This window comes from Paraburkholderia sp. BR14312 (assembly GCF_040948675.1).
GTDB lineage: Bacteria > Pseudomonadota > Gammaproteobacteria > Burkholderiales > Burkholderiaceae > Paraburkholderia > Paraburkholderia nodosa_A.
Map to the genome: position 1 here is coordinate 25,838 of NZ_JBFPKI010000007.1, position 22,488 is coordinate 48,325.

Annotated in this window: 20 protein-coding genes and 1 pseudogene; 17 read left to right on the plus strand and 4 right to left on the minus strand. The window is 62.3% G+C overall.

Going from position 1 to position 22,488, the window contains the following annotated elements; genetic code table 11:
- Window positions 1–77 precede the first annotated feature (77 nt).
- The gene (locus tag AB3X98_RS20150; protein ID WP_368604337.1) at window positions 78–413 is read right to left on the minus strand and encodes a hypothetical protein; all 336 of its coding nucleotides are present in this window, start codon (window positions 411–413) and stop codon (window positions 78–80) included.
- Between the two features lie 809 nt (window positions 414–1,222).
- Here AB3X98_RS20150 and AB3X98_RS20155 point away from each other — a divergent pair.
- From AB3X98_RS20155 to AB3X98_RS20165, 3 genes are all read left to right on the plus strand, one after another.
- Entirely contained in the window at window positions 1,223–1,642 is a 420-nt protein-coding gene (locus AB3X98_RS20155; RefSeq protein ID WP_368604336.1) for a DUF4365 domain-containing protein, read from the plus strand.
- An 18-nt stretch (window positions 1,643–1,660) separates the two neighbouring features.
- Window positions 1,661–2,236: a hypothetical protein gene (locus AB3X98_RS20160; protein ID WP_368604335.1), complete on the plus strand. Its 576-nt coding sequence runs from the start codon at window positions 1,661–1,663 to the stop codon at window positions 2,234–2,236.
- A gap of 313 nt (window positions 2,237–2,549) precedes the next feature.
- On the plus strand, window positions 2,550–6,653 hold the full coding sequence (locus tag AB3X98_RS20165; RefSeq protein ID WP_368604334.1) for a hypothetical protein: 4,104 nt from the start codon (window positions 2,550–2,552) through the stop codon (window positions 6,651–6,653).
- Between the two features lie 47 nt (window positions 6,654–6,700).
- On the opposite strand, the gene AB3X98_RS20170 is transcribed toward AB3X98_RS20165, so the two are convergent.
- The gene (locus AB3X98_RS20170) at window positions 6,701–7,219 is read right to left on the minus strand and encodes a hypothetical protein (RefSeq protein WP_368604333.1); all 519 of its coding nucleotides are present in this window, start codon (window positions 7,217–7,219) and stop codon (window positions 6,701–6,703) included.
- Between the two features lie 274 nt (window positions 7,220–7,493).
- Complete coding sequence (locus AB3X98_RS20175) at window positions 7,494–7,808, minus strand: hypothetical protein (protein ID WP_368604332.1); 315 nt, start codon at window positions 7,806–7,808, stop codon at window positions 7,494–7,496.
- 372 nt (window positions 7,809–8,180) lie between these two features.
- Between AB3X98_RS20175 and AB3X98_RS20180 the strand changes: the two genes are divergently transcribed.
- A complete protein-coding gene (locus tag AB3X98_RS20180) occupies window positions 8,181–9,206 on the plus strand; it encodes a type IV toxin-antitoxin system AbiEi family antitoxin (protein WP_368604369.1) in 1,026 nt (341 codons plus the stop codon).
- 31 nt (window positions 9,207–9,237) lie between these two features.
- Entirely contained in the window at window positions 9,238–10,086 is an 849-nt protein-coding gene (locus AB3X98_RS20185; RefSeq protein WP_368604368.1) for a nucleotidyl transferase AbiEii/AbiGii toxin family protein, read from the plus strand.
- 37 nt (window positions 10,087–10,123) lie between these two features.
- Here AB3X98_RS20185 and AB3X98_RS20190 read toward each other — a convergent pair whose 3' ends face one another.
- The gene (locus AB3X98_RS20190; RefSeq protein WP_107153642.1) at window positions 10,124–10,543 is read right to left on the minus strand and encodes an ACT domain-containing protein; all 420 of its coding nucleotides are present in this window, start codon (window positions 10,541–10,543) and stop codon (window positions 10,124–10,126) included.
- A 127-nt stretch (window positions 10,544–10,670) separates the two neighbouring features.
- Between AB3X98_RS20190 and AB3X98_RS20195 the strand changes: the two genes are divergently transcribed.
- The 12 genes and pseudogenes from AB3X98_RS20195 (at window position 10,671) to AB3X98_RS20250 (ending at window position 22,321) form a co-directional block, all read left to right on the plus strand.
- Complete coding sequence (locus AB3X98_RS20195) at window positions 10,671–10,961, plus strand: helix-turn-helix domain-containing protein (RefSeq protein ID WP_238558633.1); 291 nt, start codon at window positions 10,671–10,673, stop codon at window positions 10,959–10,961.
- Between the two features lie 702 nt (window positions 10,962–11,663).
- Window positions 11,664–12,353: a DUF3577 domain-containing protein gene (locus AB3X98_RS20200; RefSeq protein ID WP_368604331.1), complete on the plus strand. Its 690-nt coding sequence runs from the start codon at window positions 11,664–11,666 to the stop codon at window positions 12,351–12,353.
- Window positions 12,354–12,857: 504 nt separating this feature from the next.
- Window positions 12,858–13,277 carry an antirestriction protein gene (locus AB3X98_RS20205; RefSeq protein ID WP_368604330.1) on the plus strand — a complete coding sequence of 140 codons (420 nt, stop codon included), beginning with the start codon at window positions 12,858–12,860 and terminating at the stop codon, window positions 13,275–13,277.
- 491 nt (window positions 13,278–13,768) lie between these two features.
- Window positions 13,769–13,954: a hypothetical protein gene (locus tag AB3X98_RS20210; RefSeq protein ID WP_368604329.1), complete on the plus strand. Its 186-nt coding sequence runs from the start codon at window positions 13,769–13,771 to the stop codon at window positions 13,952–13,954.
- A gap of 120 nt (window positions 13,955–14,074) precedes the next feature.
- Window positions 14,075–14,608: a hypothetical protein gene (locus tag AB3X98_RS20215; RefSeq protein WP_368604328.1), complete on the plus strand. Its 534-nt coding sequence runs from the start codon at window positions 14,075–14,077 to the stop codon at window positions 14,606–14,608.
- Window positions 14,609–14,843: 235 nt separating this feature from the next.
- Window positions 14,844–15,442 (plus strand): annotated as a pseudogene (locus AB3X98_RS20220) (DUF3275 family protein).
- Window positions 15,443–15,507: 65 nt separating this feature from the next.
- Window positions 15,508–16,614: a DUF6094 domain-containing protein gene (locus AB3X98_RS20225; RefSeq protein ID WP_368604326.1), complete on the plus strand. Its 1,107-nt coding sequence runs from the start codon at window positions 15,508–15,510 to the stop codon at window positions 16,612–16,614.
- Window positions 16,615–16,702: 88 nt separating this feature from the next.
- Window positions 16,703–17,155 (plus strand): hypothetical protein, encoded by a 453-nt coding sequence (locus AB3X98_RS20230; protein ID WP_368604325.1) that lies wholly within the window; start codon window positions 16,703–16,705, stop codon window positions 17,153–17,155.
- Between the two features lie 294 nt (window positions 17,156–17,449).
- Complete coding sequence (locus AB3X98_RS20235; RefSeq protein WP_368604324.1) at window positions 17,450–18,061, plus strand: hypothetical protein; 612 nt, start codon at window positions 17,450–17,452, stop codon at window positions 18,059–18,061.
- Between the two features lie 121 nt (window positions 18,062–18,182).
- The gene (locus AB3X98_RS20240; protein ID WP_368604322.1) at window positions 18,183–20,480 is read left to right on the plus strand and encodes an SNF2-related protein; all 2,298 of its coding nucleotides are present in this window, start codon (window positions 18,183–18,185) and stop codon (window positions 20,478–20,480) included.
- A gap of 45 nt (window positions 20,481–20,525) precedes the next feature.
- Window positions 20,526–20,876 (plus strand): DUF3085 domain-containing protein, encoded by a 351-nt coding sequence (locus AB3X98_RS20245; protein WP_368604321.1) that lies wholly within the window; start codon window positions 20,526–20,528, stop codon window positions 20,874–20,876.
- 323 nt (window positions 20,877–21,199) lie between these two features.
- The gene (locus AB3X98_RS20250; protein ID WP_368604320.1) at window positions 21,200–22,321 is read left to right on the plus strand and encodes a conjugal transfer protein TraB; all 1,122 of its coding nucleotides are present in this window, start codon (window positions 21,200–21,202) and stop codon (window positions 22,319–22,321) included.
- Window positions 22,322–22,488: the final 167 nt, after the last annotated feature.

The following is a 22,488-nucleotide window of genomic DNA, read 5'->3' on the forward strand; positions in this document are numbered from 1 at the left end:
TGGTGGTGAGGCGTCGTCGAGCGTCGGCATCGCGCGCAAGTCCTGTTGGACTCCGGGTTCGAGGCGCCTCGGCTCGATCACAAACGGCGGGTTGATCGGCCAGCGTTTTCGGCGCGAGAGAGGCTGCTCGTGTTCATGCCCCGGGCGGCCGCGCGCCGCAGCGCCTCTTGCTCAATCCGATGGACGCGCGGCGCTCTCCAGTAAGGGTCGTGCTCCCGATGGGCCGACTCCGAAACATCCCGGTAAAAGAAGTCGGCGAAGACGTCGTCTCTCGTGGAGACCAGTGGGGCCTGTTCACCCACTTCGGCCGCGATCTGCGCCGCGCATCGGCCTTCGGTGTCCTTCGCGTCCACGTCGCTGACCAGCGCAAGCAACTCGATGCAGACGTGCGAATGGGCATGGGCCGCGAACATGGACGCCGTGCGCCCTTCGTGATCGCGCTACCTGGGATCGGCGCCGATCGCGAGCATCCACTCCACCAAGGCATCGCTGCCCGTTTATCGCACCATCGCGGCGGCCATCATCAACGGGGTGCGGCCGAAGCCGTCCGCCGTGAGCGGCACGCCGGCGGCCACGAGCCGGCGCCCTCGGCGTCACAACGACGCGCGCAGCGAGTTCGAGTATCGCCAAAAAGCGGCCGGGCTGATGCAACGCCATGGCTAGGGCGAGCTCGTCCCACGCCGCGGGCTCTGTCGCGCACGGGAGCGTGGCCGACACGAAAGGATTGAGCGAATCCAGGCGCCCGACGTAAAGGTCCTTTGCGGCACGCGCCACGCCCGCGCGCCAACCGGTCGAGAAGTGCACGCTGACGCCGGTGGCCAAGTCGATCGCTTCTTTCGCGACCTGCCCGCCGGGTTGCTGGACCATCTCATGGAGGAGTGCGCGCTCATGCGCCCACGTCGAGCCGTCGACGGAGGTCGCGACAAAGCCGGCGACCGGCGGGAAGCACAAGGGCAGCGCGAAGGAAGGCGTGTTGATGATTGGCGGATTGGGGTGGGCGCAAGGCATCGTGGGCCGGCGGACGGATCGACACGGACGGCGTCAAAATCGCCCGACGGCGAGACGGCCCCACGCTATCGCGCGGCGTCGCCGGTGCAATACACGCGCCACCCGCGAGCGACAGTCGGCTGCGGGATGCCGACGGGCGGATGCCGCAGACTCGGCCCGTCGTTCCGCGCGAGCCGCGATACACTGCTCCACTCTGAGACCCCAATCGAGCGCGATGCGCCGACTGAATCGCGCAACTGGATCTGCGCCAAAAGACGACAAGACGCCCCTGACCGCCATGGCCTCCACAGACCCTTTCGAACCCGACGACATCCCTCTGCCTCAGTTCACGGCCGCTCACGTCATCGACCAACAGGTCGAACTCGTATTCAGAGACCTGCTCCATCCCTGGTGGATTCAGCGAAAAATCGAACGGGACTACGGGCTCGACTTCGAGATCGAGTATTCGAGTGAGGGCCGCGTGACGGGCCCGAAGGCTCTGATTCAGGTCAAGGGTCTGCACGCGATTCCCTGGACACAGGACGGGCGAATGACCTATCGGCGGGTCAAGGTTTCGACCGCGCACTACTGGCTCCGCCAAGCCAACGCCGTGATGCTGGTGGTCGTGGACGTCAGCGAGAAAAGCGCGTACTAAGTGCCCGCAAAATCGTATATGCGCGCCCACTATGCGACGCTGTTGGAGGGAAAGCCCATCCCTTTCCACCTCGAGCGGGATCTTCAAGTTCTGGACCGATCCGATCACGCATTCATTTTGGACGTTTCGGCCGAGGAGAATCTCGAACGACGCGATGCTGCGATTGGCGAACTGCTCAACTTCCAAGACACGTTCCATCACTTTCAAGAGCGCAACTATCGGAGAGACCCTCACATGCCGGTCGACGATGCGAATCGGCTCACCGCACTGCGTGATCTCGTTGTGGACTGCCGGCGCCTGTGCAAGGCGCTCGCCCAAACGCTGTTTCTGGGCCATGACTTCTCGTCCCTTGACGATTGGCGGCCAGAAAATGCGGGCAATGTGTCCGAATTCGACCTCACGTTGTGGCTTGGACGAGTGGATCGTGCATTGACGAAAATGGTCAGCTTGGCTCGATATCTCGTCCTTGATCGTGAGCGTGCTTACTGGTCCGCGAAATTGCCTGAAATCGTCGACAAGGTGAAACGCTTGAGCCTGAGAACCCCAGAGTCTTGGACACGCGAGGCGTGGGTGAACGGCGCTTCGCGCCGGTGAGTCGATGAGCGTGCTCCGCCGCGCCTCGACGCCGGCGGAACCGAAGCGAAGGCCAAATGAATCGACGAGTCGAGCAGATGCGCTCCTGCCGAGCTCCGCGTAGAATCGACGCAGCTTCCTCAGATCAACGCCTCGCTCGGCCAATGCGACAACCCACTTCCGCCTGCGCAGCATCCAAAGCGATCGCTCCGACACAAGGGATAGACACGGGCGCGTCGCTCATTCCGGGTGCGCAGCGACTGGCCACAGCACTGGCCGCTCTGCGCCGCGCCGCCAAGATTCAGGGAAGCCGGATCGCCGAGGATCCGCGCCCGTGAGTTCTCCAAGGCCATCACCGACCCATGTCCCCCTGGTGGGCGACGCTGCTCGCCAAGCAATCGCGTCCCTGCGTGGATACGACTACCAGATCTGGCGCTCGGTCGAGGCCTGGATGCGGCTAACCGACGGGCAGACCTTGTATCTCGAATGCGCCGAGGACTTCGACCTGGTTGACGAACGAGGCGCGGAGACCAGCCAAATCAAGAATTCGCCGAAGGACATCTCGGTGGGGTCGTCGGATGTTCGGGAGGCGATCGAGAATTTCTGGCTTCTGCGCGCACGCAATGCGGATCGTTCTGCGCTCTCGATGCGTTTCTTGACGCGCGGGGGCATCCGCTTCGAAAAGTCGAAGCCATTCGGAAAGGAAAAAGGCCTCGAAGTTTGGAGGCGCGCCGCAGCGGGCGACGATGACGCCGCGCTGGCGGTCGGCCGCTTTTTCAAGTCGCCCTTCAAGACGCCCGCGCTCAACGCTTTCCTCGCGACGGCAAGCGGTGCCCAACTGCGTGAGCAGTTGTTAGCGCACATTCATTGGTTCACCGACGAACCCGATACGGATGCTGTTCGGTTGAGCGTCGAACGGCTTGCCGTCCAGTTAGGCGTCGCTCGCGATATCACCGCCACAGCATCCGTTGCGGCGGTGGATGGCCTATTAGCTCGCTGTCGCGAGACGGCTGCCCAACCGACGCCTGCTCTGCGCAGCCTGACGATCGAAGACAAGCTTGTGGCCTTCGAGGCAAAGACCAGCGTGAGCGTCCCCATGACGCACGTTGCGTTGGCGCAGTTCAGCAACGCGCTGTTTTCACCAACCGGTGTCGCGCCCGCAGGCGGCGCCATGACATTCGAGCCCGCAAGTCTCGGAATCGGGCCGCCCCTGCTGCCGGATTCGGCTCTGCCGCGGTCGGCACTCGTCAAAGCCATCGTGCAGTCGTCCCGCGCCGTGTTGATTGTGGGATCTGAAGGCCGGGGGAAAACCACCCTCGCCAACCTTGCGTCCCGAGCTCTGGGCGGAGCCGATTATTGGTTGGATTTGTCATCGCTCGACCGGTCTTCTTTGTCCGCTACGTTGGAGCGACTGCTCGTTCAAATTCGAGGCCTCGCCCCACGGCAGGTCATTGTTCTTGACGACGTCCCGGTCGCGACCGCTATGGACCAAGCGATCTGGACGCGCCTGAACGCAATCGTCGGCGAGTGTTCGGCCCGCGGTCATGCGCTCCTGCTCACCGCCAAGGGTGTTCACCCCGAGGTCGTTGATCCACGGGTGAGGACGGCGTCGATTGCCTTGCATGCCGTGTCCGATTTGTCGCAAGACGAAACTGAGGAGTTTGTGGCGTCGCTCGGATGCCCAGAACCATTGTGCAAGGGTTGGGCCACGATGATCTTGGCGCAAACCGGGGGTGGGCATCCCAAATTGGTTCATCTTCGCGGTCTTGAACTTCGCGACGAGGGTTGGCCGCCTCTCACGGCGTCGGCATTGACCACGCCACCACGAAGTATCGAAGAGGCCAAGCAATACGCGCGACAAGAGGCCGCGAGAACGGTGCCTAAGACCGACCGAGAGTTGCTCTATGCTCTGAGCCTCGCCCTCACCCCACTCGATCGCGACGCCGTGCTCATCGTTGGCTCTGAACTGGCGAATCTCGCCACGCCCGGTGACGCGTTAGATCGCCTTGCTGGCCGGTGGATTGAACGCCAAGGCTCCAGTGGCTACCGCGTGACGGCGCTGTTGGCCGGGCAAGCGGCTTCCGCGTGGCCGCCTGCGAGAGTCGAACAAGCTCACGCCTGTCTTTTCGACGCGATCATCCGCAGGCGCTCGATCAGCGTAGACCAAGCTTTTCCGATGTTCATGCACGCTTTCCAGAGCGCCGACGACCACCGCTTCTCTCACTGTCTGACCGGCCTGGTCATGGAGGACGGCAAGTCGCGCGACATTGTGTATGAACGAATCGCGCCAATTATGTTCGTCGCGCGAGGCAAGGCCGCAGCTGCGGAGTCTCGTTTTAGCGGGAAAAATCTCGTCCTTCTGAAACTGCTGCAATTTCGCGTCGCTCAACATCAAGATCCCAGCCAAGTGGCCGATATCGCGCGCGAGTGGGGCGAAGAAATTGCCCGACTACCGGATGGGCTGATGCGCGATGGCAGCGGGCTACTGAGGGCGTTCGCGATCGCCTCGGCAACCGAGGGCTATTTTCCGGCGTCGATGCTGATTCAGGCGCTCGACGAGCTGGTCCGCGTTGAACACTTGATTCCTCCGGAGGCCCTGCCCCAAGGGCTTCCCGCCGATCTATCCGCGGGCGGCCACGAAGGCGCGGGAGACCTTGTCGCAGCGCTTTTCATGTTCATGCAAGCGCGTTGCGACAGCATCGACTTCCAAGATGAGCTGCTGAGCGCGTTGGAACACGCCGATCCGACGGCACGCAGTCGTATGTTGAAGGCATTCGACATTCCATTTGTCCGCCAGAACCATCTCTTCGCGGATCGGCCATGGCTTGCTGAGGCCAACCGCGACGGACCACGTTGGGATTTCGCTGTGGCGACCTTGCGAAGAATGATCGAGCTCGCCACCGAATGGAATTGTGCGGGCCTTGGCGCTCCCGCCGCTCGTGTGCTCGCGCTCATTTACGATGAGCACCTGGACAACCACGACGAGGCTATCGCTTGCCTTCGTGATGCCGCCATTCGGTTCGGCCAGTCGCCTCTGCTGATCGCGCAGGAGGGGAACGCCCTATTTCAGCGCGAACGCTATAAAGACGCGCTCGAACTCTGGCAGAAATCGCTTGGGCGCCCCAGCGCTCCCATCGAGAACGGCGTCCGAGATCCCTATTCGCTGCGCAAGGCGGGGATTGCTGCCGGCCTCAATGGTGACTATGAGAGCGCGTCCGCATGGTTCCAAGACGCCGGCAACTTGGCCCGCGAAATGAAAATGCCGGCCACGGCGGGCGGTGCCTGGTTCGACGCGGCTTACTGCGCGTTTAAAAACGGCGCGTGGTCCAGGACCGTGGCGTTGGCGTATGCGGGGCTCGACGCTCTGCGGAACGATTTTGACCCGCGCGATGAATTCGCGCTGTTCGCCGCAAAAAAGCTCGGTGGCCACATTTTGTTCTGGATGCTCGGCCAGCTGCGGCCCGACTTCGGCGAAAGCGCAGCCCAGCCGGTGCTCGGTCAGTGCAGCAATCCCGACCGAGACAAGGGGATTGCAGACCTGCCCAGCAACTCGTTCGACGTGTCCGGCGCCATGCTCGCCGAAATCGCCTCCTTGCTCGGCGTGTCCAGCGACAAAACGACCGCCCTGCGCACGCAACTCGAAGCAAGCAAGATTCCGGCTGCTGGATTTCAATATTGGTCGCTCAGGTGCAACGAGGCGGTCACGAGCGGCAGGTTTGAAGAACTCGCCGAGACGCTGATGGGTTTGAGCCGTGCGCATTGGGCCACACTTGCCCAACAGCAAATCGGCGCAAGCGCTCTCGCGCCCTACACCGGCTCGATGGCAGACCTCGACCGGACCGCCACACTAGGCCTCGATGCCGTGCTTGTCGGTGCGCTGTGGCTGCGTGAGCTTGATGGAGGCTCGCCTCAATTGCTCGCCGCGCACTGGGCCGAGACTTTTTCACAGAGCCCGGACGGACGGCACTTGCAAGCGGCGGCTGAGCGCGCCCTCCTCGCGTTCTCGATCGCCGGGTCAAGTGCGAGAGCTGTCTTCTTTGATCGAAATGCAGAGTTCCTGGCCAGGCTTGGCGCCGTGTGCCGACTGCTCACCGTGTCGAGTCGTGAGCCCGGTTTGACGGCGCGCGCTCAGAGCGTCGTGTCGCTATGGCTTTTGAAATCCACAGTGCGGTTGATATTCGACGCGATGCTCACGCCGATCGCTCGACACTTTGCCGCCATGTGGCGCCAACATCTGTCCACGCCTGCTCTGCTGATTTCGCCGCGCATCTCCATATCGTCGCTCCGGGATGCGATAGAGTGCACGGCGACCGCGCCCGAGCAACTGCTCAAACTGTTCGCCGCAGCGGATTTCGCGACCGGCGTCGGCGTCGACAAGGTTGTTCGTGAAGAGCTGCGAAAAGCGGTAACCGCCCATGCGGCGCGTATCCCTCGGTAGCCGACGCAGCGCGCGTGCACTGAGCGGCGGCGCGGTCATCGGGATCGTCAAAGCGGTTCGTAGAGGGTGTCGTCGTTTGCAAGCCTCCGGCTTATCGCTTGCAGAACACCTTGGATCAACGCTTCAAGGATTGGGCTTGAATAACCGTCCGCCCAGCGCTCCGAACGCAACAGCGTGTGCACGTAGTGGCGCAGTTCAAAAAACGACCACGAACCGACCGCGTCTTCAACGCGCACGCCGCGCTCGATGGTAGGGCCGCCGGGCGCGAAGTCTGTGCACACAAACCCGCCCGCGTAAGAACCCTCCACGAACAGTCGGTATTCGGGCAATGCGGTGAATTCCCCGTGTTTTTCCACGGACAGACGCTCGTGGCCTTGCGCTCCGAAATGTTGCAGCGCCGCCCTTTCGAGTGTGTCGATTAGAAGCGCAAGCATCCGCGCCTGAAACTCATTGACCGCGGCCCGTTTGCTCGCCGGCTTCCTGCGGATGGTCTGAGCGGAGATAGATTTTGGGCTTGCGGGCGTCTCTTCAATGGACTCGAACGATGCTTCGCGATCGTTGCTCATGGGGTGCCTTGTGTTTTCCAACAATAAAGTTCGTGCCGCGTCGGGCGCCGTGCTCGCGGGTGTTGGAGTTCAACGTCCACGGACCCGCCATTTGACCGCACCCATGGGCATCCTGTCGACCATTTAACCGAGACGATCGGTGGCTCTGCGCACGTCGCCACCGCAGACGAAAAAAAGCGGTCGACTGGCTGCACCGGCGACCGCTCAACACACGACGAAGATCGGAGTCTTCAGCCGCACCAGGCGCCGTCGATGCCTGATTCTTTGCGCAGCCCTAGCAACCCTCTCGCGCCGCCCCGGTCGACGAGCAGCGCCGGATGAGGCGCGATGGGCGTTCGCTCAGTTCTGGACGCAGTAGTTGCCGTCCGAGTGGTAACCCGAAGGGCAGGAGCCACTCTTGGGCAAGACGTTTTTCGGGTTCGCTGTTGGCCACGCAATAGTTGCCGTCACTGTGCCAACCCGAGGGGCACGAGCCATTTTTCGGGATGACTGGCTTGGCGTTGGCGTTCGGCACGCTCATGTTGCCGTCCGAGTGATAGCCGGACGGACAAGAGCCGTTCTTCGGGATTGGCATGGCCTGCATCGTCATCGGTCGTTTCCTTTATTGTTCGGCGTCAATCGCGACGCCGTGGCGCCTGCATGGGTGTCGGACACGATGAATGCCTGTGCTTCGAGGTGGTGGACAAGTTCATCCGCGAATGGAATGCCAAAAGCGCTGCGGCTGCACCGCCCGCGGTGCCTAGAAGTCGCATAGAGCGCCATCGGGCTTGCGAAGGCAAGCACGCACCATCAACGATTTTGGTTGACGACAATTCCAGCAGAAAGAGTCTTTGTCCAAAAATTTCCCCTGTCCACGTCACGTGGATATGCCTCCTTTTCGGACAAATTTAACCTCATCCAAAATGTCGCGCCGTCCACGTTACGTGTACAATGAAAAAACTTGGACAAACGCGATCTTGCCATGCATCCGGCCGACCACGATCTGCCTCCCCTGCTGGAAGCTGCCGCCACCGCGTTCGGCGATGCGACCGGCGTTCCCGTCCACCTGCGCAAGGCGCCACCCCGATCCGGCGCGGATGCAGTATTGGAGTTCCACGTCGGCGCGCGCCGCTACAAACGCCTCGCGCATGTCAAGCGGACGATCGACCGCTACGGCACCTTGGCCGCTGTCCGCGCACAGGCCGCGCTGGGCGACGATGACAGGCTCCTGCTCGTGACATCGTATCTGTCCCCTAATATGATCAATGCGTGTCGCGACATGCAGGTTGATGCGCTCGACCTTGCCGGCAACGCCAGCCTTCTTCTAGGCGATAGCGTCATTCTCGTGTCTGGGCGCCCGCGCCCGGATAGCAGCCCGCAGGCACGCAGCAAAACCTGGGCTAGATCGACGCTACGCGTCGCGCTCGCCCTGCTCGCGGTCCCCTCACTACTGGAAAAAACCTACCGGGATATCGCACAGGTTGCCGGCGTCAGCCACGGAACGGTCCAGAATGCCATTCACGGCATGCTGGACCGACGCGACCTCATCGAGCAGCCCGGCGGGCACGGTATGCAGTTCACCGACGCAGCCCGGCTCATCGATGAATGGACCATGTTGTACCCGACACTGCTGCGTGGATCCCTTCAGATCGGCCGCTTCCGTACCGACATCCCCGACTGGTGGAAAAGCGTTCCCGAGCTTCCCGACCGGTGCCAGTTCGGTGGAGAGCCAGCAGCAGCCATCCTTACGCAATACCTGAAACCAGCCACATTCACCGTATACTGTGCCAGCGAGGTGCCGAGGGAGTGGATCGCGAAGGCTCGCCTGCGGCCTGATCGCGACGGCAACATTGAATTCCTGAGGTCGCCGATCCAGCTCCAGCCTGCGGCTGGACTTCCGCAAAACATCGCGCCGCCCCTGCTCGTCTACGCTGATCTCGTGGCGAGTGGCGACTCGCGCAATCTCGAAACGGCCCGGTTAGTGCGTGAACAATATCTCCCCGCTTGAGCCTCGCGCCCGTCGCCCTTTTCCGCCCGAAATGGTGGCCCTCTTGCGTGAAGTGGCTGCCACTGCTTCCGAAAAGGGTATCCAGTGGTTTGTCGGTGGGGCGAGCGCACGCGACATCGTGCTGACGCACGTCCACGATATCGACCCGACACGGGCCACGGCAGATGTTGACATCGGCATTTCCATCGAAAGCTGGGCCGGCCATGAAACGCTGAGAACGGCGCTGCTCACGTCGGGCCACTTCGAGCAGCGAGGCACGGCAACCCATCGGTTGCATTACCAGGCCCCTCAGACCGGCGCCAGAACCTGGCTCGATATCGTACCGTTCGGGGGCATCGCAGACGATGGCGGCGAAATCGCCTGGCCGCCCGATCAGGCCGTCCGCATGAACGTCGCCGGCTTCGAACAAGCGCTGCAGGTCGCTGTGCCGGTACGCATGGATGCCGATCTCGTGGTGCCTGTCGCTTCCCTCCCAGCGCAGGCAATGCTCAAGATCATTGCCTGGAAAGATCGTCACGCGGTCGATCGCAAGGACGCAACCGATCTGCTTTTTCTGCTGGCATGGTATGGCGAGGCCGGAAATCTCGAGAGGCTGTATGCCGATGACGCCTTCGACCTGATCGAACGGCATGAACATGATCCCGATATCGGCGGCGCGGCCCTGCTCGGCCGCGACGTGGCAGGTATCGTCACGCCGGACGTGCGCGATCAGATCCTCGCGGTCATTGCGCCGGACGATCCGTCGCCCCTGATACTGACGCACATGATGGCAAGCCGCGCACGGATCTTCGGCGGCGATACGGCTGAACGGATCAGTCAGCTCTTTGACGCGTTTCGCCAGGAATTTGTTGCGTCGGTTCAGCCAGGAAGCGGGACTTGATCGACCCGGGCAGGAAGCCTTCCCCGGGGGTGTCCGACTAACCCGGCACGCCCTGTCCTGCCCGCGCCTGGAGGTCCGTCAACTGAGCAAGCGCATCCCGAGCGCGCTCCACGGGCACAAAAATGTGATCGTGAAATGCGGCAGCAACAACGTTGCAACTGATGCGGGCTCTCGTCAGCGCGTCGGCCACCGCCGCCGTGAGTCCGACAGCCTCCAGGTCGGAATGGACGTTCAGCGTGATCCAGGCTGCCCGGAAAAGAACGGGTAACCCTTCGCGCAGCGCCGTCGGTTCATCGATGATGACAGTCAGCCCCTCGCGCTCACGAAACGTCGCCAGGGGAGCGAGCTGCGACACGTCCCTGTCTGCCTGCACGGACGAAAAAACATAGGCGCCTTCATTCAGCTCTGGCTGCATTGACGCGAGCAGCTGTGCGAGATCCGAGACGGGTTGGCTCACTGCGCTCCCAGTACAAGAAGAGGGTCAATCGGGCAGGTACATCGGCTCGCGGCATCGCGAGCCGTACCCACGTCGAATATCAAAACTATTGCCGCCGACATACAAATTGTCACTCATAGTGCGTGTCATGATAGAGCGTGGCCTCAAACAGGTCAAATACGTACGCTTCGATATCTTTCCGATCGAGATGTCGATGCAGTACGACCCCCTTGCCCTGTTTGGGAAACGCCTGGTCGAGCTTCGCAAGGCGCGCGGCTGGTCACAGGAGCGCCTTGCGCTCGAAAGTGGGCTCGCCCGGTCGTACGTTGGTGGCATCGAACGGGGCCAGCGCAACATCGCCCTCTATAACATCTGCGTGCTGGCTGCCACACTCGGCGTTTCTCCCGCTTCCATGCTCGATTTTGATGAGCTCAAGTGACATGGCGTGATGGGCCTGCTGTGCAATCCCGCCCGCTTTCCACGATCTGAGCGTCGGCATAGCCGTCGACCAGCCAGGTCTTTGCTTGTGAGACATCGTGACGCATCGGGAAATCAAGTTCAATCCTGTCAAATTCATTTGAACCGCGAACAAAAATGAGCCTCTTTCGAAATTTGAGTGGGTGATGCCGGTCGTCGGTAGGGAAAATGAGTGGGTCAATGGCGGACGGGACGTCCGGCGAAGCGAATCATTGACGCGCTCACTTTCCCAATCAAGCTAGAGGGCTTGGGGCTGGCGAAGCCTTGCTGCGCCTGCCCCCGAGCCCGTCCGGCGGCGAGGACTTCCCCGCCTCGGGGCGGGGTTAGGGGTGGGCATTGTCGCCAGAGCGCGGCCTAATGCTCAAAAAATGTGCAGATTCCTACCCACTCCAAATTCAAAAGAGCCCAAAAATGATCGGGCAAACCGCCTTGATTTTTTTGTATCGCCGACTATGATTCGCGATTGAAGTTGCCCGCTGGAGCCCATCCAGCATCCTTCGCAGTACCGTCGCAAGTGCGACACCTTTCGCGGTTCGCTTCGTCCCACTGTCTGGACCACCGCAGGTCTTTTGACCAGAAGCTTCTTTTCTTGCCCGCCTTGGGGAATTGTCATTCCCCGGCACGGGCACTGGCGATTCCCCTTTTTTCGTTCTGGAGAATCGTCATGAATCAGCCTGTCGAACCCCGCAAGTATTTCGATCTTCATCTGCGAGGCCTCGGATATCTGTCGCGCGTGCGCGACGTGACCGCCCGGGGAAATGGTCGCAGCAAGGCCAAACCCTTTCTCGCATGCGCCATCTCCGCGTTTCATGGCGATCCGAACGTCGAGAACGGCGTCGTCTATCTTCCGCTCGACCTGATCGTCTCAGGCGAAAAGGCGAAGGAGGCTGTCCGTGTCGTGATGGACGACGCGAACGATCCGGATGTAAAGGTCCTCGTCTCCTTCCGCGCGGGCGACCACTACATCCGCACCTTCGAGCGTACCGGCAATCGCGCGGGTGAAACCGGCGCTGTCCTCAAGGGGCGTCTGCTCAAGCTCTTCTGGATCAAGGTCGATGGTCAGGAAGTCTACCGTGACGAAGGCGATGACGACGCTGAAGCAGGCGCCGACACTTCCGCGGAGACCATCAACGGGCATGAACCGCTAACGGGCGATCGCGACCAACGCAATACGCCTTCCGCCGAGGAACCGGCCAACGGCCGCGACATCGGAGCCCCAAGCGACGATGCCGCATCGGCTGACCGCACGTCCGACCGCGCCGCCGAACGCACCAACGCGCGTAGCAACCGCTATCCGCCGCTGCGCCGCCATGCGAACGGGAGCGTGCGTCGCCCGTCCTCCAACGCCGAATGATCGGCGCTCTTTGGCCCCGCCTCGTGCGGGGTCTTCCTCTCGCGCATTATCGGACCGCCGGTTTTCCAGGGCGACGCTCCTCGAGCCCGCTCCGGAAAGCCGGTACCGTCCCGCAGATCGTCGACCGGGTCCACGGTGGCCCCACTACGCCGTGCCGTTTGCGCCGGACCGATCGTTCCGGCCCAGACACGCGCCTGGCAGCGGTTAACTGCCAGGCGTTATGCCTCATTCGCCTCACTGCCAGTCAGCGCCGATGAGGACCAATGAGGCATAACGTGTTCACTGCCGACCTGCCAGTTGCAGGTCCGTCTGTCGCCGCGTCAGGCGACACCTTCACAGCCCTCTTCCGGTGCCATTGTCTGCACGGCTGTACCGGCGTCGCCATGATGCCGGGTCCGGAATAGCTCGCTTCCCTGCTCTCAAGTCGTTCGGTTGTTCAACCCTCGCGGGGAATGCGCTTCCCCGCCCGGGCAGCCATCCTCCGCGCCTTTTCCAGAGGATGTCATGAACGAGACCACTGAAACGCACGGCATCGTGGCCACCCTAGTGCCCGAGGACCGTCGGTTGGAAATTCTGCCGCGCTACTTCGGCAAGCACATGATCCGTGCCGAAGTCGCGGTCTACACCGCAATGTCGTCGTTATGCGCGACATACCACGGCGGATTCTGGGACTACGTCGAGCTCTCCAACGACGCCTTTTACATGGCGCCTCGTCTCGAAGGCCCGCTCCCCATTAACTGCGACGGCAACGGATACGATGGCGAAATGAGCAGCGACGCCGCCGGCATCGTGGCCACGCTCTTCGCCCTGAACGCGATGGCGTGGACAACAGAAGACGCCAAGTTCACAGACCTCTATCACAGGCTGCTCGCCTTCGTGCCGTCTCACCCAGAGGCACGCGAGATCTTTGCGGCAATCGATTGATGGGCTGATGGACTGACGCCCAGCCTACTCTTCACGCCTTGCGGAACGCAGCCCGCAGGGCCCGTCTCCGCAACACTCCCGGAGACAACGATGTCAATCTGCACTTCCATCACCCCTTTTCGCCCGGCCATCAGCGGCTTCAATACCAGCATGCGTCACGGGTCACTCGCACGCGCGTACTGCTTCCAGCACGTACCGGCGTCACAGCTTCATGCTACCGAGCAGCCCGATGACGATGACGATCCATCGCAGCAGGTCTTCCAGTGTCGTGACGGGCGCACATTGCGGCGCTATAGCCGCAGAGCATCGACCTTCCCGACGGCCTCTACCTCGGGCTCTTCAACGGACGCGACGATCCCCTCGGGTCCCCGCTCGTTGCAGGATTCGATGGCCCGCTGATCGGCCGGCTGCGTTATTGCCACGCTGTCGAGGCCCGCGACCTCGAGCTCGAATTCCTCGATCCGTTCGAGGGTTATCGGTTCTTCCCTGACATGGAGCGCATCGCCGGACCAGACGGCGAGATGCCCACCGGCAGGACCACAATGCCGATCCAGCTCGCGCTGAACGCGGGCGCGATCGTTTTCGACGGCCGGTACTTCGCCGACTGGACAGTGTTCATCATCAGCCCGGCGCGTCCGGTCATCGGTCGCGACCTTCGTTCACAACGGCGCGTGTGACCAGAGACCTGTCAGCGCATCACCTCATTCTTCGACCTGCACCGGATTAACGGTGCGTTCCCTGCGGGGCATTGAACCCGCTTCGGGAACAATGCCTCGACACACCGTGCGAGGTACACCATGGGTTGGCTCTTTGGTCATGGACAAACGCGTGCGCAACTGATTGCACGCCTCACGCGCAACGACGAGCACGATGGCTGCTCACGCCGCTGCCTGCGCCACTGTTGCAGCGGCAACGTGCTCTGGACGGTTTGGGAAACCGAACGCCCCGGCGAGATGCCGTTGCGTTACATCGGCTGCGATCTGCTCGCATGGGACAAGGGCTGCGCCGGCTGGGGTTACAAGGGCCTCTGCGAGGAAATGGAGCCTTTCTATTACTCGTGCCCGCTCGCGTATCTCGATAGGGTCCCGCCCACTTCCCCTGCATGGCGCGAAAAGGTCCGTGTGTGGCATGCAGCGCGCTCGCGTGTCTTGAGGCCCGGCGACATGCTAACGCTTACAGGGCTGTCGATCACCGAGGCTGTCGTCATCAGCCGGCGTCATCGTACCTGGATCGTCGAAAGTGGCGGCCGGCTGTTTGGCTTTCCGCCCCGGCTCTTTCATCACATCGTCGAGCAACGACGCTCCGGTGAACGTGCCCGGCAACCCGCTTAGCCAGGTTCGTCAACGCCGCATAGGCGCGTGGCCCAGTTGCCGGGGTCATTCCTGAGGTGCCACATCGGTGGCGCTTCAGCCGAGACCCATTCCTCTCGATCTGTTCGGATGTGGATCCGCGCGTCGCAGCTTCACGCGAAAGCTACAGCCGCTTCGGGCGCACTCCTCGGTTACCTGCCCGTCACGCTGGCAGACAGGATCGATCCGTATCTCTTCAACCCAACCGTGGGACGCCATGCCCGCGAGGGTGCGTCCCGCATCACTTTCTGGAGGCATCGTGATCTCTCTTTCCGGCACGCTCGACGTGCGCACCATCAAGGGCAGCAACGGCCCGTTCCAGGTCGGTGAACTGACCACATCCGTCGGCGAGTTCAAGGTCAAGGTGCTCGAGCAGTTCGAGCCCGGCGCCTACACGGGAACGTTCCTCATCGACAAGATCTATCCACACAGCTACGTGTGGTACGGCAAGGTCACCGTCGAAATCCGCGCGAGGCTCGCCGATGCGCAGCTCGACAACGACGAGCCGTTCAGCGAGACGAACCAACCGGCCTCGTCGGCGGAGCCGGATCCGGCCGATGAAGAACGCACAGCCGGTACCACAGCGCTTGCGCGTACCATGAAACGCCACCGACCGCTCCGCAACCCGCAGGCGAATCTGGCGAGCCGTATCTGCCCGATCTGTTCGGCCCCGAACTGGCCGACGCGATGGTAGCGGGCGAGCCGGTCAAGCTCGATCCGACCGTCGATCGCGGCGCGTTCCGTCAGCAGCGCGACCAGCTTCGCGCGTTCGGTTACGCCTTCCAGGCTTCCACCCAGACCTGGCTGAAGGCCTGATTCCTTCCACTCTCGTGTGCCCGGCCTTCGGGCCGGCGACACACCACGCCCCGATGGAGCTCGACATGGCCCTCATCTTTCCTCGTCTTGCCCGAAATTTCATTCGCAACGGGTACTTCCCCACCGATGCGGTCACGCTTGAGCGGATCATTCCGGTCCTCGCGCTGGCCGATTCCGACAGCCCCGTGCGGCTGCTCGATCCCTGCTGCGGTGAAGGCGCCGCGCTGCACGACCTGAAACAGGCACTCGCGCAACAGTGCGCGACGCCCGACGCAATCCGCGCGTTTGGCGTCGAGTATGACCGTGAGCGTGCGTGGCACGCGAAGGACGTGCTGGACACCGCGGCACACACCGACGTCCAGGACATGTTCGTCACGGCACGCAGCATGGGACTGTTGTTCCTGAACCCGCCGTATGGCGACGTCGTATCAGACAAGGCCCAGACTGGCGAGCGTCAGCCCGATCGTCTGGAAAAGCTCTTCTATCTGAAGACGGTCCCGTGGCTCGCGTTTGGTGGCGTGCTCGTGCTGATCGTGCCGTACTACGTGATGGACCGCGAATTCGCCACGATGATCGCCCGTAACTTCACACAGGCCGAAGTGTTTCTCGCGCCCGATCAGACGTTCAAACAGCTTGTCCTCTTCGGCGTCAAGCGTCGGGCCGATGGTGTCGACACGGCACTGGCAGCACGCCTCGTTCGCATCAGCGACGGCGAACTGCCCCCGGAGTTGCCCGAGGACGGGGTAGCAGAGCCGTATCGCATCCCCCCGGCGGCGGGCGAATTTGCCTTCATGTCCACACGGATCGATGCGCCGCAGCTTGAGCACGAGCTGCGGCGCCTGCAGCACGCCACGCTCTGGCCGCAGTTCACCGCGATGTTCTCATCAAAGGCGGTCAAGCCGCGCCGTCCGCTGCGCGACCTTTCTGACTGGCATCTCGCCCTGGCGCTTGCGGCCGGGCAGATCACCGGCGTGGTCACCGGCATTGACGGAACACGTCTGCTCATCCGCGGCGACACCATCAAGCAGAAAGAACAGGAAGTCCAGATCGAGGAAACGGACAAGGGCGACATCCGCACCACGATCCTGATGCGCGACCGGTTTGTTCCAACCATTGCTGGCATTGATTTCACGCCCGGCCCGAACCTCGGCCGGATTGTCTCGATCCGCTAAGTCTTGATCCGCTAACGCGGGTCACGTCTTCAACCCCGCGGGGCTTGCCCCGCAGGGGCGGGTTCCGCCCAGCAAGGACACCCGAATCATGACTGATACAAGCTCCACGAACCAGCCACTGACCGCTTACCTGGTCGGCTATAGCCTCGACTATACCCACCGGGTCGTCGTCGGCATCCGGGCGGCCAGCGCCGAGGCGGCCTGCGCCATCGCGCGTTCGGCATTCGACGCCGGTACGTTGTGGGATGATGCGCCGAACATGCCGCTGCTCTACGACGACTATGAGGAACTCGACGGACAGATCCTCAGTTTCGATGCAACGGGCGTCACCGCATGGCCGGCCGCCGACGTCTCGGTCCGTGCTGTGCGACTGCATGCAGGCGCACACCGGCTCCTGGCGTTCGCGCGACTCGTCGACGAACGATTGACTCGAGCAGAAGCGATCAAGACCAGGCATCCCGAAGCCCTGGTACCGATAATCCTTACTGTTGGACAGGTACGCGAGCTTCGTGCGCTGCCGGAAACACTGTCCCAATGCTGATCTGCCGCTGCTCTACACATCCGCGCGCCCTGCCTTCAGGGCGCTTTCCCTGACCGTTCACCAGAACGCTCAGGGAAAGCGCTTCGCGCGGCACGCTGCACGTTTTCCCGCTGGTCTGCCGGTAGCAGACCCGTTGTCGCCCGTGACGCGACACCTTCAGCCGTACCCCAGCCGCTCTTTCCGGCGCTTTCGTCTGCGCAGCGGCAGCTCCCTTGCAGGAGCCACGGAATGGTCCTTTAACCCGCCCGGGTCAGCGCCCGGTGGGTGCGCCCGGCATTCACGCTGGAGCACCCCATGCTGTATCCCATCAAGGAACTGCAGGACATCTTCATCGACGCCTGCGTGCGTGCACCCGACGGTGATCTCGCCTTCGTATCGGTCTTCGGTCGCGATGGCGCCGTTCAGCAGCTATACGCCTCCCTGCATCTGGGCGTCCAGGAAGGCGGCATCCGTCAGATCACCCTGATTGACCCCGACAGTAGCCAGACGATCGCCGCCGTACCTATCGGCGATCCGCGGCGGCTGGACAAATACAGCGGTCGCCTGCCTAGGGACAACCTCTTCGGCAACCTCGTGCATACGTGGATCTACGACGAGTCGCTGCTGACACCGTCAAAAGCCACCGGCTCGGCATGGCTGCTGGTTGACCACGAAACGCAGGCGCACGACGAGGCGTCGCTGGAAGCCCGCGTGTGGTCGCTGATTGAACAGCTCAGTCCGATACCGCTGCTACCGCACTGGCGCTCGCTGGTCCTCGCCGAACTCGGTGAACGACTGGTCAGCAGGCTCGACGAGACACCCTATGCCCCCGTCGGACGCCTCGATGCATTGCGGATCGCGCTCCCGGATTCGTTCACTGAAGCAATTTCCAGCTTCGTCCGCACCGGCGCGCTCGCAATCGACTAACCCGCCCGCCTTAGCTCGCCGTCTCTGAAGTCATGAGCGGCCTTCCTTCAATTTTCCTAATCCCGCGGGACCTCACCCCGTCCCGGGAGCGCACGTGGCCCGCATCTTTTGGAGACGCATCATGGAAGATCTGCAATCCACCGTCGCCGAGGGCGATGTCACACGTGACGACATCGCGGCCGACGACAATGCCGGCGACGTGATCGCCTTGCCAGACTTCATCTCGAACTTTGGTGCCGGACTGCTCGATGCCGTCCGCCAACAAAACCCGTCGATCTATGATGGACAGCGTTCTTCACGATGGGACGCACTGCTCGACGAACTGTCGCGACAACCGTTCCCGGCGCAACGGGAAGTGATTCATGCGATCACGACACTGTTGACGCAACACGCACCGGGCGGCGTCATCAATGCCGAAATGGGTACCGGCAAGACGCTGATGGGCATCGGTGTGGCTGTCCTGCTCCATCATTGCGGCTTTCCGCGCACGCTGGTCATCGCGCCGCCGCACCTAGTGTACAAGTGGCGACGTGAGATCAAAAGCACGGTGTCCGGTGCCCGTGTCTGGATCCTCAATGGCCCGGACACCCTGCGCAAGCTTCTCCAGCTCCGCGTCATGCGTTCGCGGCCACCAGTACCCGAGTTTTTCATTCTCGGCCGCGTGCGCATGCGCATGGGATTCGACTGGAAGCCTGCCTTCGCGCGCCGTGTTGCCACACTCGATATGGAAACCGACGCGATCACGCGCGTCCTTGCATGCTGCCCTTCATGCGGCGAGTTCGTCTGCGATGAAGACGGCAATCCGCTGACCCCCACCCTTGCGCGTACCGCGCTTAACGAAAAGCGCCGCGCATGCAGTTGCGGCGAGCGACTGTGGACCCTGGCGCCCAAAGGCCAGGGCACGCGGTCAATGCGCGAACTCGTAAAGGGAACGCTGCTACAGATGCCAACCGTCGGCGAGAAGACCGCCGAACGCCTGCTCTCCCGGTTTGGCGAGTCGATGCTCGCGGACATGCTGCAGGATAACCTGTACGAGTTCATCAACCTGATGGACGACAGCGGCGAACTCGTGTTTTCGGACCGGCAGGCGAAGCGCATGGAACGCGCGCTCGCCCACACGGAAATCTCGTTCGGACAAGGCGGTTATCAAGCCTCAGAGTTCGTTAAACGGTATCTGCCGCAGGGCTACTTCGGTCTGCTGATCGCGGACGAAGGCCACGAATACAAGAATGAAAACTCCGCCCAGGGGCAGGCCATGGGCGTACTCGCCCGGAAGGCGTCGAAAACGTTGCTGCTCACGGGGACGCTGATGGGCGGCTACGCCGACGACCTCTATCACCTGCTCTATCGCCTGAATCCGGCCATGCTGATCGAAGACGGATTCAACGATAACAGGAACGGCTCGATGGCGGCAGCAACCATGGCGTTCATGCGCGAGCACGGTGTGCTCATCGATATCCACAAGCAGGTCGACGAAGGCTCTCACCGCACTGCGAAAGGCGATCGCAAGAGCGTCTCGACGGTGAAGGGTCCAGGCTTCGGTCCAAAGGGCATCATGCGGTACGTCGTGCCGTATACGGCCTTCCTCAAGCTCTCGCAGATCGGCCAGAACGTTCTGCCGCCCTATGACGAGTCTCTCCTCCCGGTCGCGTTGACCGAAGAAATGGTGGCCGCTTATCGCACGCTCGAATCGACGCTCACATCGGAACTGCGCGCCGCGTTACGCTGCGGCGACAAGAGTCTGCTCGGCGTGGTGCTCAATGCATTGCTCGCGTGGCCGGAATGCTGTTTCCGTCCTGAAATCGTGCGTCATCCCCGCACGAAGCGGATCCTGGCAAGCGTGCCTGCAATGCTGCACGACGATCAACCCGGTCCCAAGGAAGAGGAGCTGCTGCGACTCGTTCGTGGCGAACTGCTGAACCGCCGGCGCACGCTGGTCTACACGACCTATACCGGCACGCGCGATACGTCGGTACGACTGAAGAACCTTTTCGATGCGGTAGGCGTCAGGGCGTCGGTTCTTCGCGCAAGTGTCTCTGCTGAGAAACGTGAGGACTGGGTCGCCGATCAACTTGAGCGTGGCGCCGACGTCATCATCACGAACCCCGAGCTGGTCAAGACCGGGCTCGATCTCCTTGAGTTTCCGACCATCGCCTTTCTCCAATCTGGCTACAACGTCTATACGCTGCAACAGGCCGCACGCCGAAGCTGGCGCATCGGCCAGACCCTTGACGTCACGGTCCGTTTTCTTGGCTATGAGGGGACCGCACAGATGCGCTGTCTGAAACTCATGGCGCAGAAGATTGCCGTCTCGCAGTCCACCTCTGGCGACATGCCCGAGTCCGGTCTCGACATCCTTAATCAAGGCGGAGAGAGCATCGAAGTTGCGCTCGCGCGGCAACTCGTGAGCCAGGAATAGCCGGAACCGCATCTCCTAACCCATCTCCTCATGGAGGAATTCATCATGATCCACTTCGTCGCAGCGGATCTGCGCCCCGTGATCTGCGAAGCCCGCACACAGCAATGTCGAGTCCTGCTGGTGAAGGATCACGGCGTCTACATGCTCCCGGAGAAAGGTGAAATGAAGAACGGCCGACACAGCATCATCGCGTGGGCCGTCAAGTGCAATCCCGATACGGTGCCATTCGACGACTGGTGGGAGCGCGCCCGGACAGAATTCGGCGGCGATGATTTCGTCGAACATCTCGACCCCTCCGATGCTGTCTTCGACCGCGTCATCGACAAAGGCTTCGATCTCCGGATCCGTGCCGACGCCGGTTACTTCTACATCGACGCCGTCGGGCCGCAGTCCTGAAGGTCTCCCTCCTTTTCTCTATCATTCAAAACGATGCGCCTGATCCCTTTCGGGACCGGGCGCTTTTTGCATCGACGGTAGCGTGCGAGCAAATCCTGTCCTATCCTCGGCAGTGCAGCGCGCGCATCACAGGGGAAAGACCGGCCGGAATCGACCGTTCCATTAAGGACTGTCTCCCTGTGAACCCCATGTTTTCGCTGCCGCCACGTCTTCGGCTCGCGCGTGCAACTGTCCAGCCTGTCCCGCATGCGCTCGCATGCGTGGCTTCGATCGCCACCGGCGCACTTATAGCGCTGGCCACATGGTACCCGGGGAACTGGCAGGTGCTACTGCTGCTCCTGCCGGCCGTATGGTCGCGCGTGCGTGGACGTACCTCGGCATTCGCAGTCTGGATCGGCTATTACCTCGCCGGCGCACGCGACATTCCCGTCGTGAGCATGCGCTTCTTTTCCGGCTATCGAGAGCTGGCGCGACCTGAAGCGCTCGCGCTCGGCGTCGCGTTCTGGATCGCGCAGGCGTGCGTGCTGGCGACACCGTGGGCCATGCTCAAGCCCGAATCGAACGCGAGCGCCGCACGCCACGCCTTGTGCGCCGCCGTCGCGACGATGCTCGTGACCGTACCACCACTCGGGATCATTGGGTGGTTATCGCCGGCATATGTCGCCGGCACCCTGTTTCCCGGGTGGAAGGCGCCAGGCCTGGTGCTCGGCATAACCGCCACCGCGTGCGCGGCCTCCATCACGCACGCTCGCTTCGCCCGACAGGTTGCAACGCTGCTGGTGATCCTCTCCGTCGTCGCGCGCAGCGTGGCGAGCGCGCCAGTTGTACCGCCTCGATGGACAGCACTCGACACGCGCCTCGGCCGGTTCGATCAGTCCAGCTATGCGTCGCTCTATGCACGGACACAACAGGTCCAGGCCATCGCACACCGGGCATTCAGCGAAGGCGCCACCGTTGTTGTCCTTCCGGAGGAAATCGTCGGGCTGTGGCGCCCGGCGATGGGCTATTGGTGGCGTGGCGATATCCAGAGATTCGCCGCTGCGAAGCGCTCGTTAATCGTCGGCATGGACCTGACCGCATCAAGCACGCCATTCAGCTACACCGACAGCGCGGTCATCGTCGGCGCGGACCACGGCCGCCTGGATAGTCGCCAGCCAGTGCCGGCGGCGCTGTGGCGCCCCGGTGCGGCCGTCAGCGCGGTGCGCGGGAGTCTCATCCAGCCATACGTCATGGTCGCAGGTAAAAGCGTAGCCTTCTCGATCTGCTATGAAGACCTACTCTGGTGGCCGCACTGGCGCATCCTGCTGCGATCGCCCGAGGTGCTCGTCAGCCTGTCCAACAGCTGGTTCGATTCCGACCTCGCGCTCGCAAACATCCAACGCCAGAGTGTCGCCGCAATCGCGCGGCTGTCCGGTGCTCCATTGCTGCGGACAGTAAACCGGTAGCCGCCGTCCTCGCGCGCAGGCGTTGGCAATCGATCACGTTCTCAGTCCGCTGACCTAATGCCAAACACTGATATGCCCCGTGTGCCCGTCGATCGGCGCGCTGATTCATCAACATTCGTCGGCGTACCAACGACACAGCCACTATGACAATTGTCGGGTGCCAAAGA

What these genes read in the sequence shown, in the direction of transcription:
- AB3X98_RS20195 (WP_238558633.1), top strand. Translation starts at nt 10,671, where the DNA reads ATGATAGAGCGTGGCCTCAAACAGGTCAAATACGTACGCTTCGATATC.
- AB3X98_RS20150 (WP_368604337.1), bottom strand. Translation starts at nt 413, where the DNA reads ATGTTCGCGGCCCATGCCCATTCGCACGTCTGCATCGAGTTGCTTGCG.
- AB3X98_RS20175 (WP_368604332.1), bottom strand. Translation starts at nt 7,808, where the DNA reads ATGACGATGCAGGCCATGCCAATCCCGAAGAACGGCTCTTGTCCGTCC.
- AB3X98_RS20230 (WP_368604325.1), top strand. Translation starts at nt 16,703, where the DNA reads ATGACTGATACAAGCTCCACGAACCAGCCACTGACCGCTTACCTGGTC.
- AB3X98_RS20160 (WP_368604335.1), top strand. Translation starts at nt 1,661, where the DNA reads ATGCGCGCCCACTATGCGACGCTGTTGGAGGGAAAGCCCATCCCTTTC.
- AB3X98_RS20200 (WP_368604331.1), top strand. Translation starts at nt 11,664, where the DNA reads ATGAATCAGCCTGTCGAACCCCGCAAGTATTTCGATCTTCATCTGCGA.
- AB3X98_RS20245 (WP_368604321.1), top strand. Translation starts at nt 20,526, where the DNA reads ATGATCCACTTCGTCGCAGCGGATCTGCGCCCCGTGATCTGCGAAGCC.
- AB3X98_RS20205 (WP_368604330.1), top strand. Translation starts at nt 12,858, where the DNA reads ATGAACGAGACCACTGAAACGCACGGCATCGTGGCCACCCTAGTGCCC.
- AB3X98_RS20180 (WP_368604369.1), top strand. Translation starts at nt 8,181, where the DNA reads ATGCATCCGGCCGACCACGATCTGCCTCCCCTGCTGGAAGCTGCCGCC.
- AB3X98_RS20215 (WP_368604328.1), top strand. Translation starts at nt 14,075, where the DNA reads ATGGGTTGGCTCTTTGGTCATGGACAAACGCGTGCGCAACTGATTGCA.
- AB3X98_RS20235 (WP_368604324.1), top strand. Translation starts at nt 17,450, where the DNA reads ATGCTGTATCCCATCAAGGAACTGCAGGACATCTTCATCGACGCCTGC.
- AB3X98_RS20225 (WP_368604326.1), top strand. Translation starts at nt 15,508, where the DNA reads ATGGCCCTCATCTTTCCTCGTCTTGCCCGAAATTTCATTCGCAACGGG.
- AB3X98_RS20210 (WP_368604329.1), top strand. Translation starts at nt 13,769, where the DNA reads ATGGAGCGCATCGCCGGACCAGACGGCGAGATGCCCACCGGCAGGACC.
- AB3X98_RS20240 (WP_368604322.1), top strand. Translation starts at nt 18,183, where the DNA reads ATGGAAGATCTGCAATCCACCGTCGCCGAGGGCGATGTCACACGTGAC.
- AB3X98_RS20170 (WP_368604333.1), bottom strand. Translation starts at nt 7,219, where the DNA reads ATGAGCAACGATCGCGAAGCATCGTTCGAGTCCATTGAAGAGACGCCC.
- AB3X98_RS20185 (WP_368604368.1), top strand. Translation starts at nt 9,238, where the DNA reads ATGGTGGCCCTCTTGCGTGAAGTGGCTGCCACTGCTTCCGAAAAGGGT.
- AB3X98_RS20155 (WP_368604336.1), top strand. Translation starts at nt 1,223, where the DNA reads ATGCGCCGACTGAATCGCGCAACTGGATCTGCGCCAAAAGACGACAAG.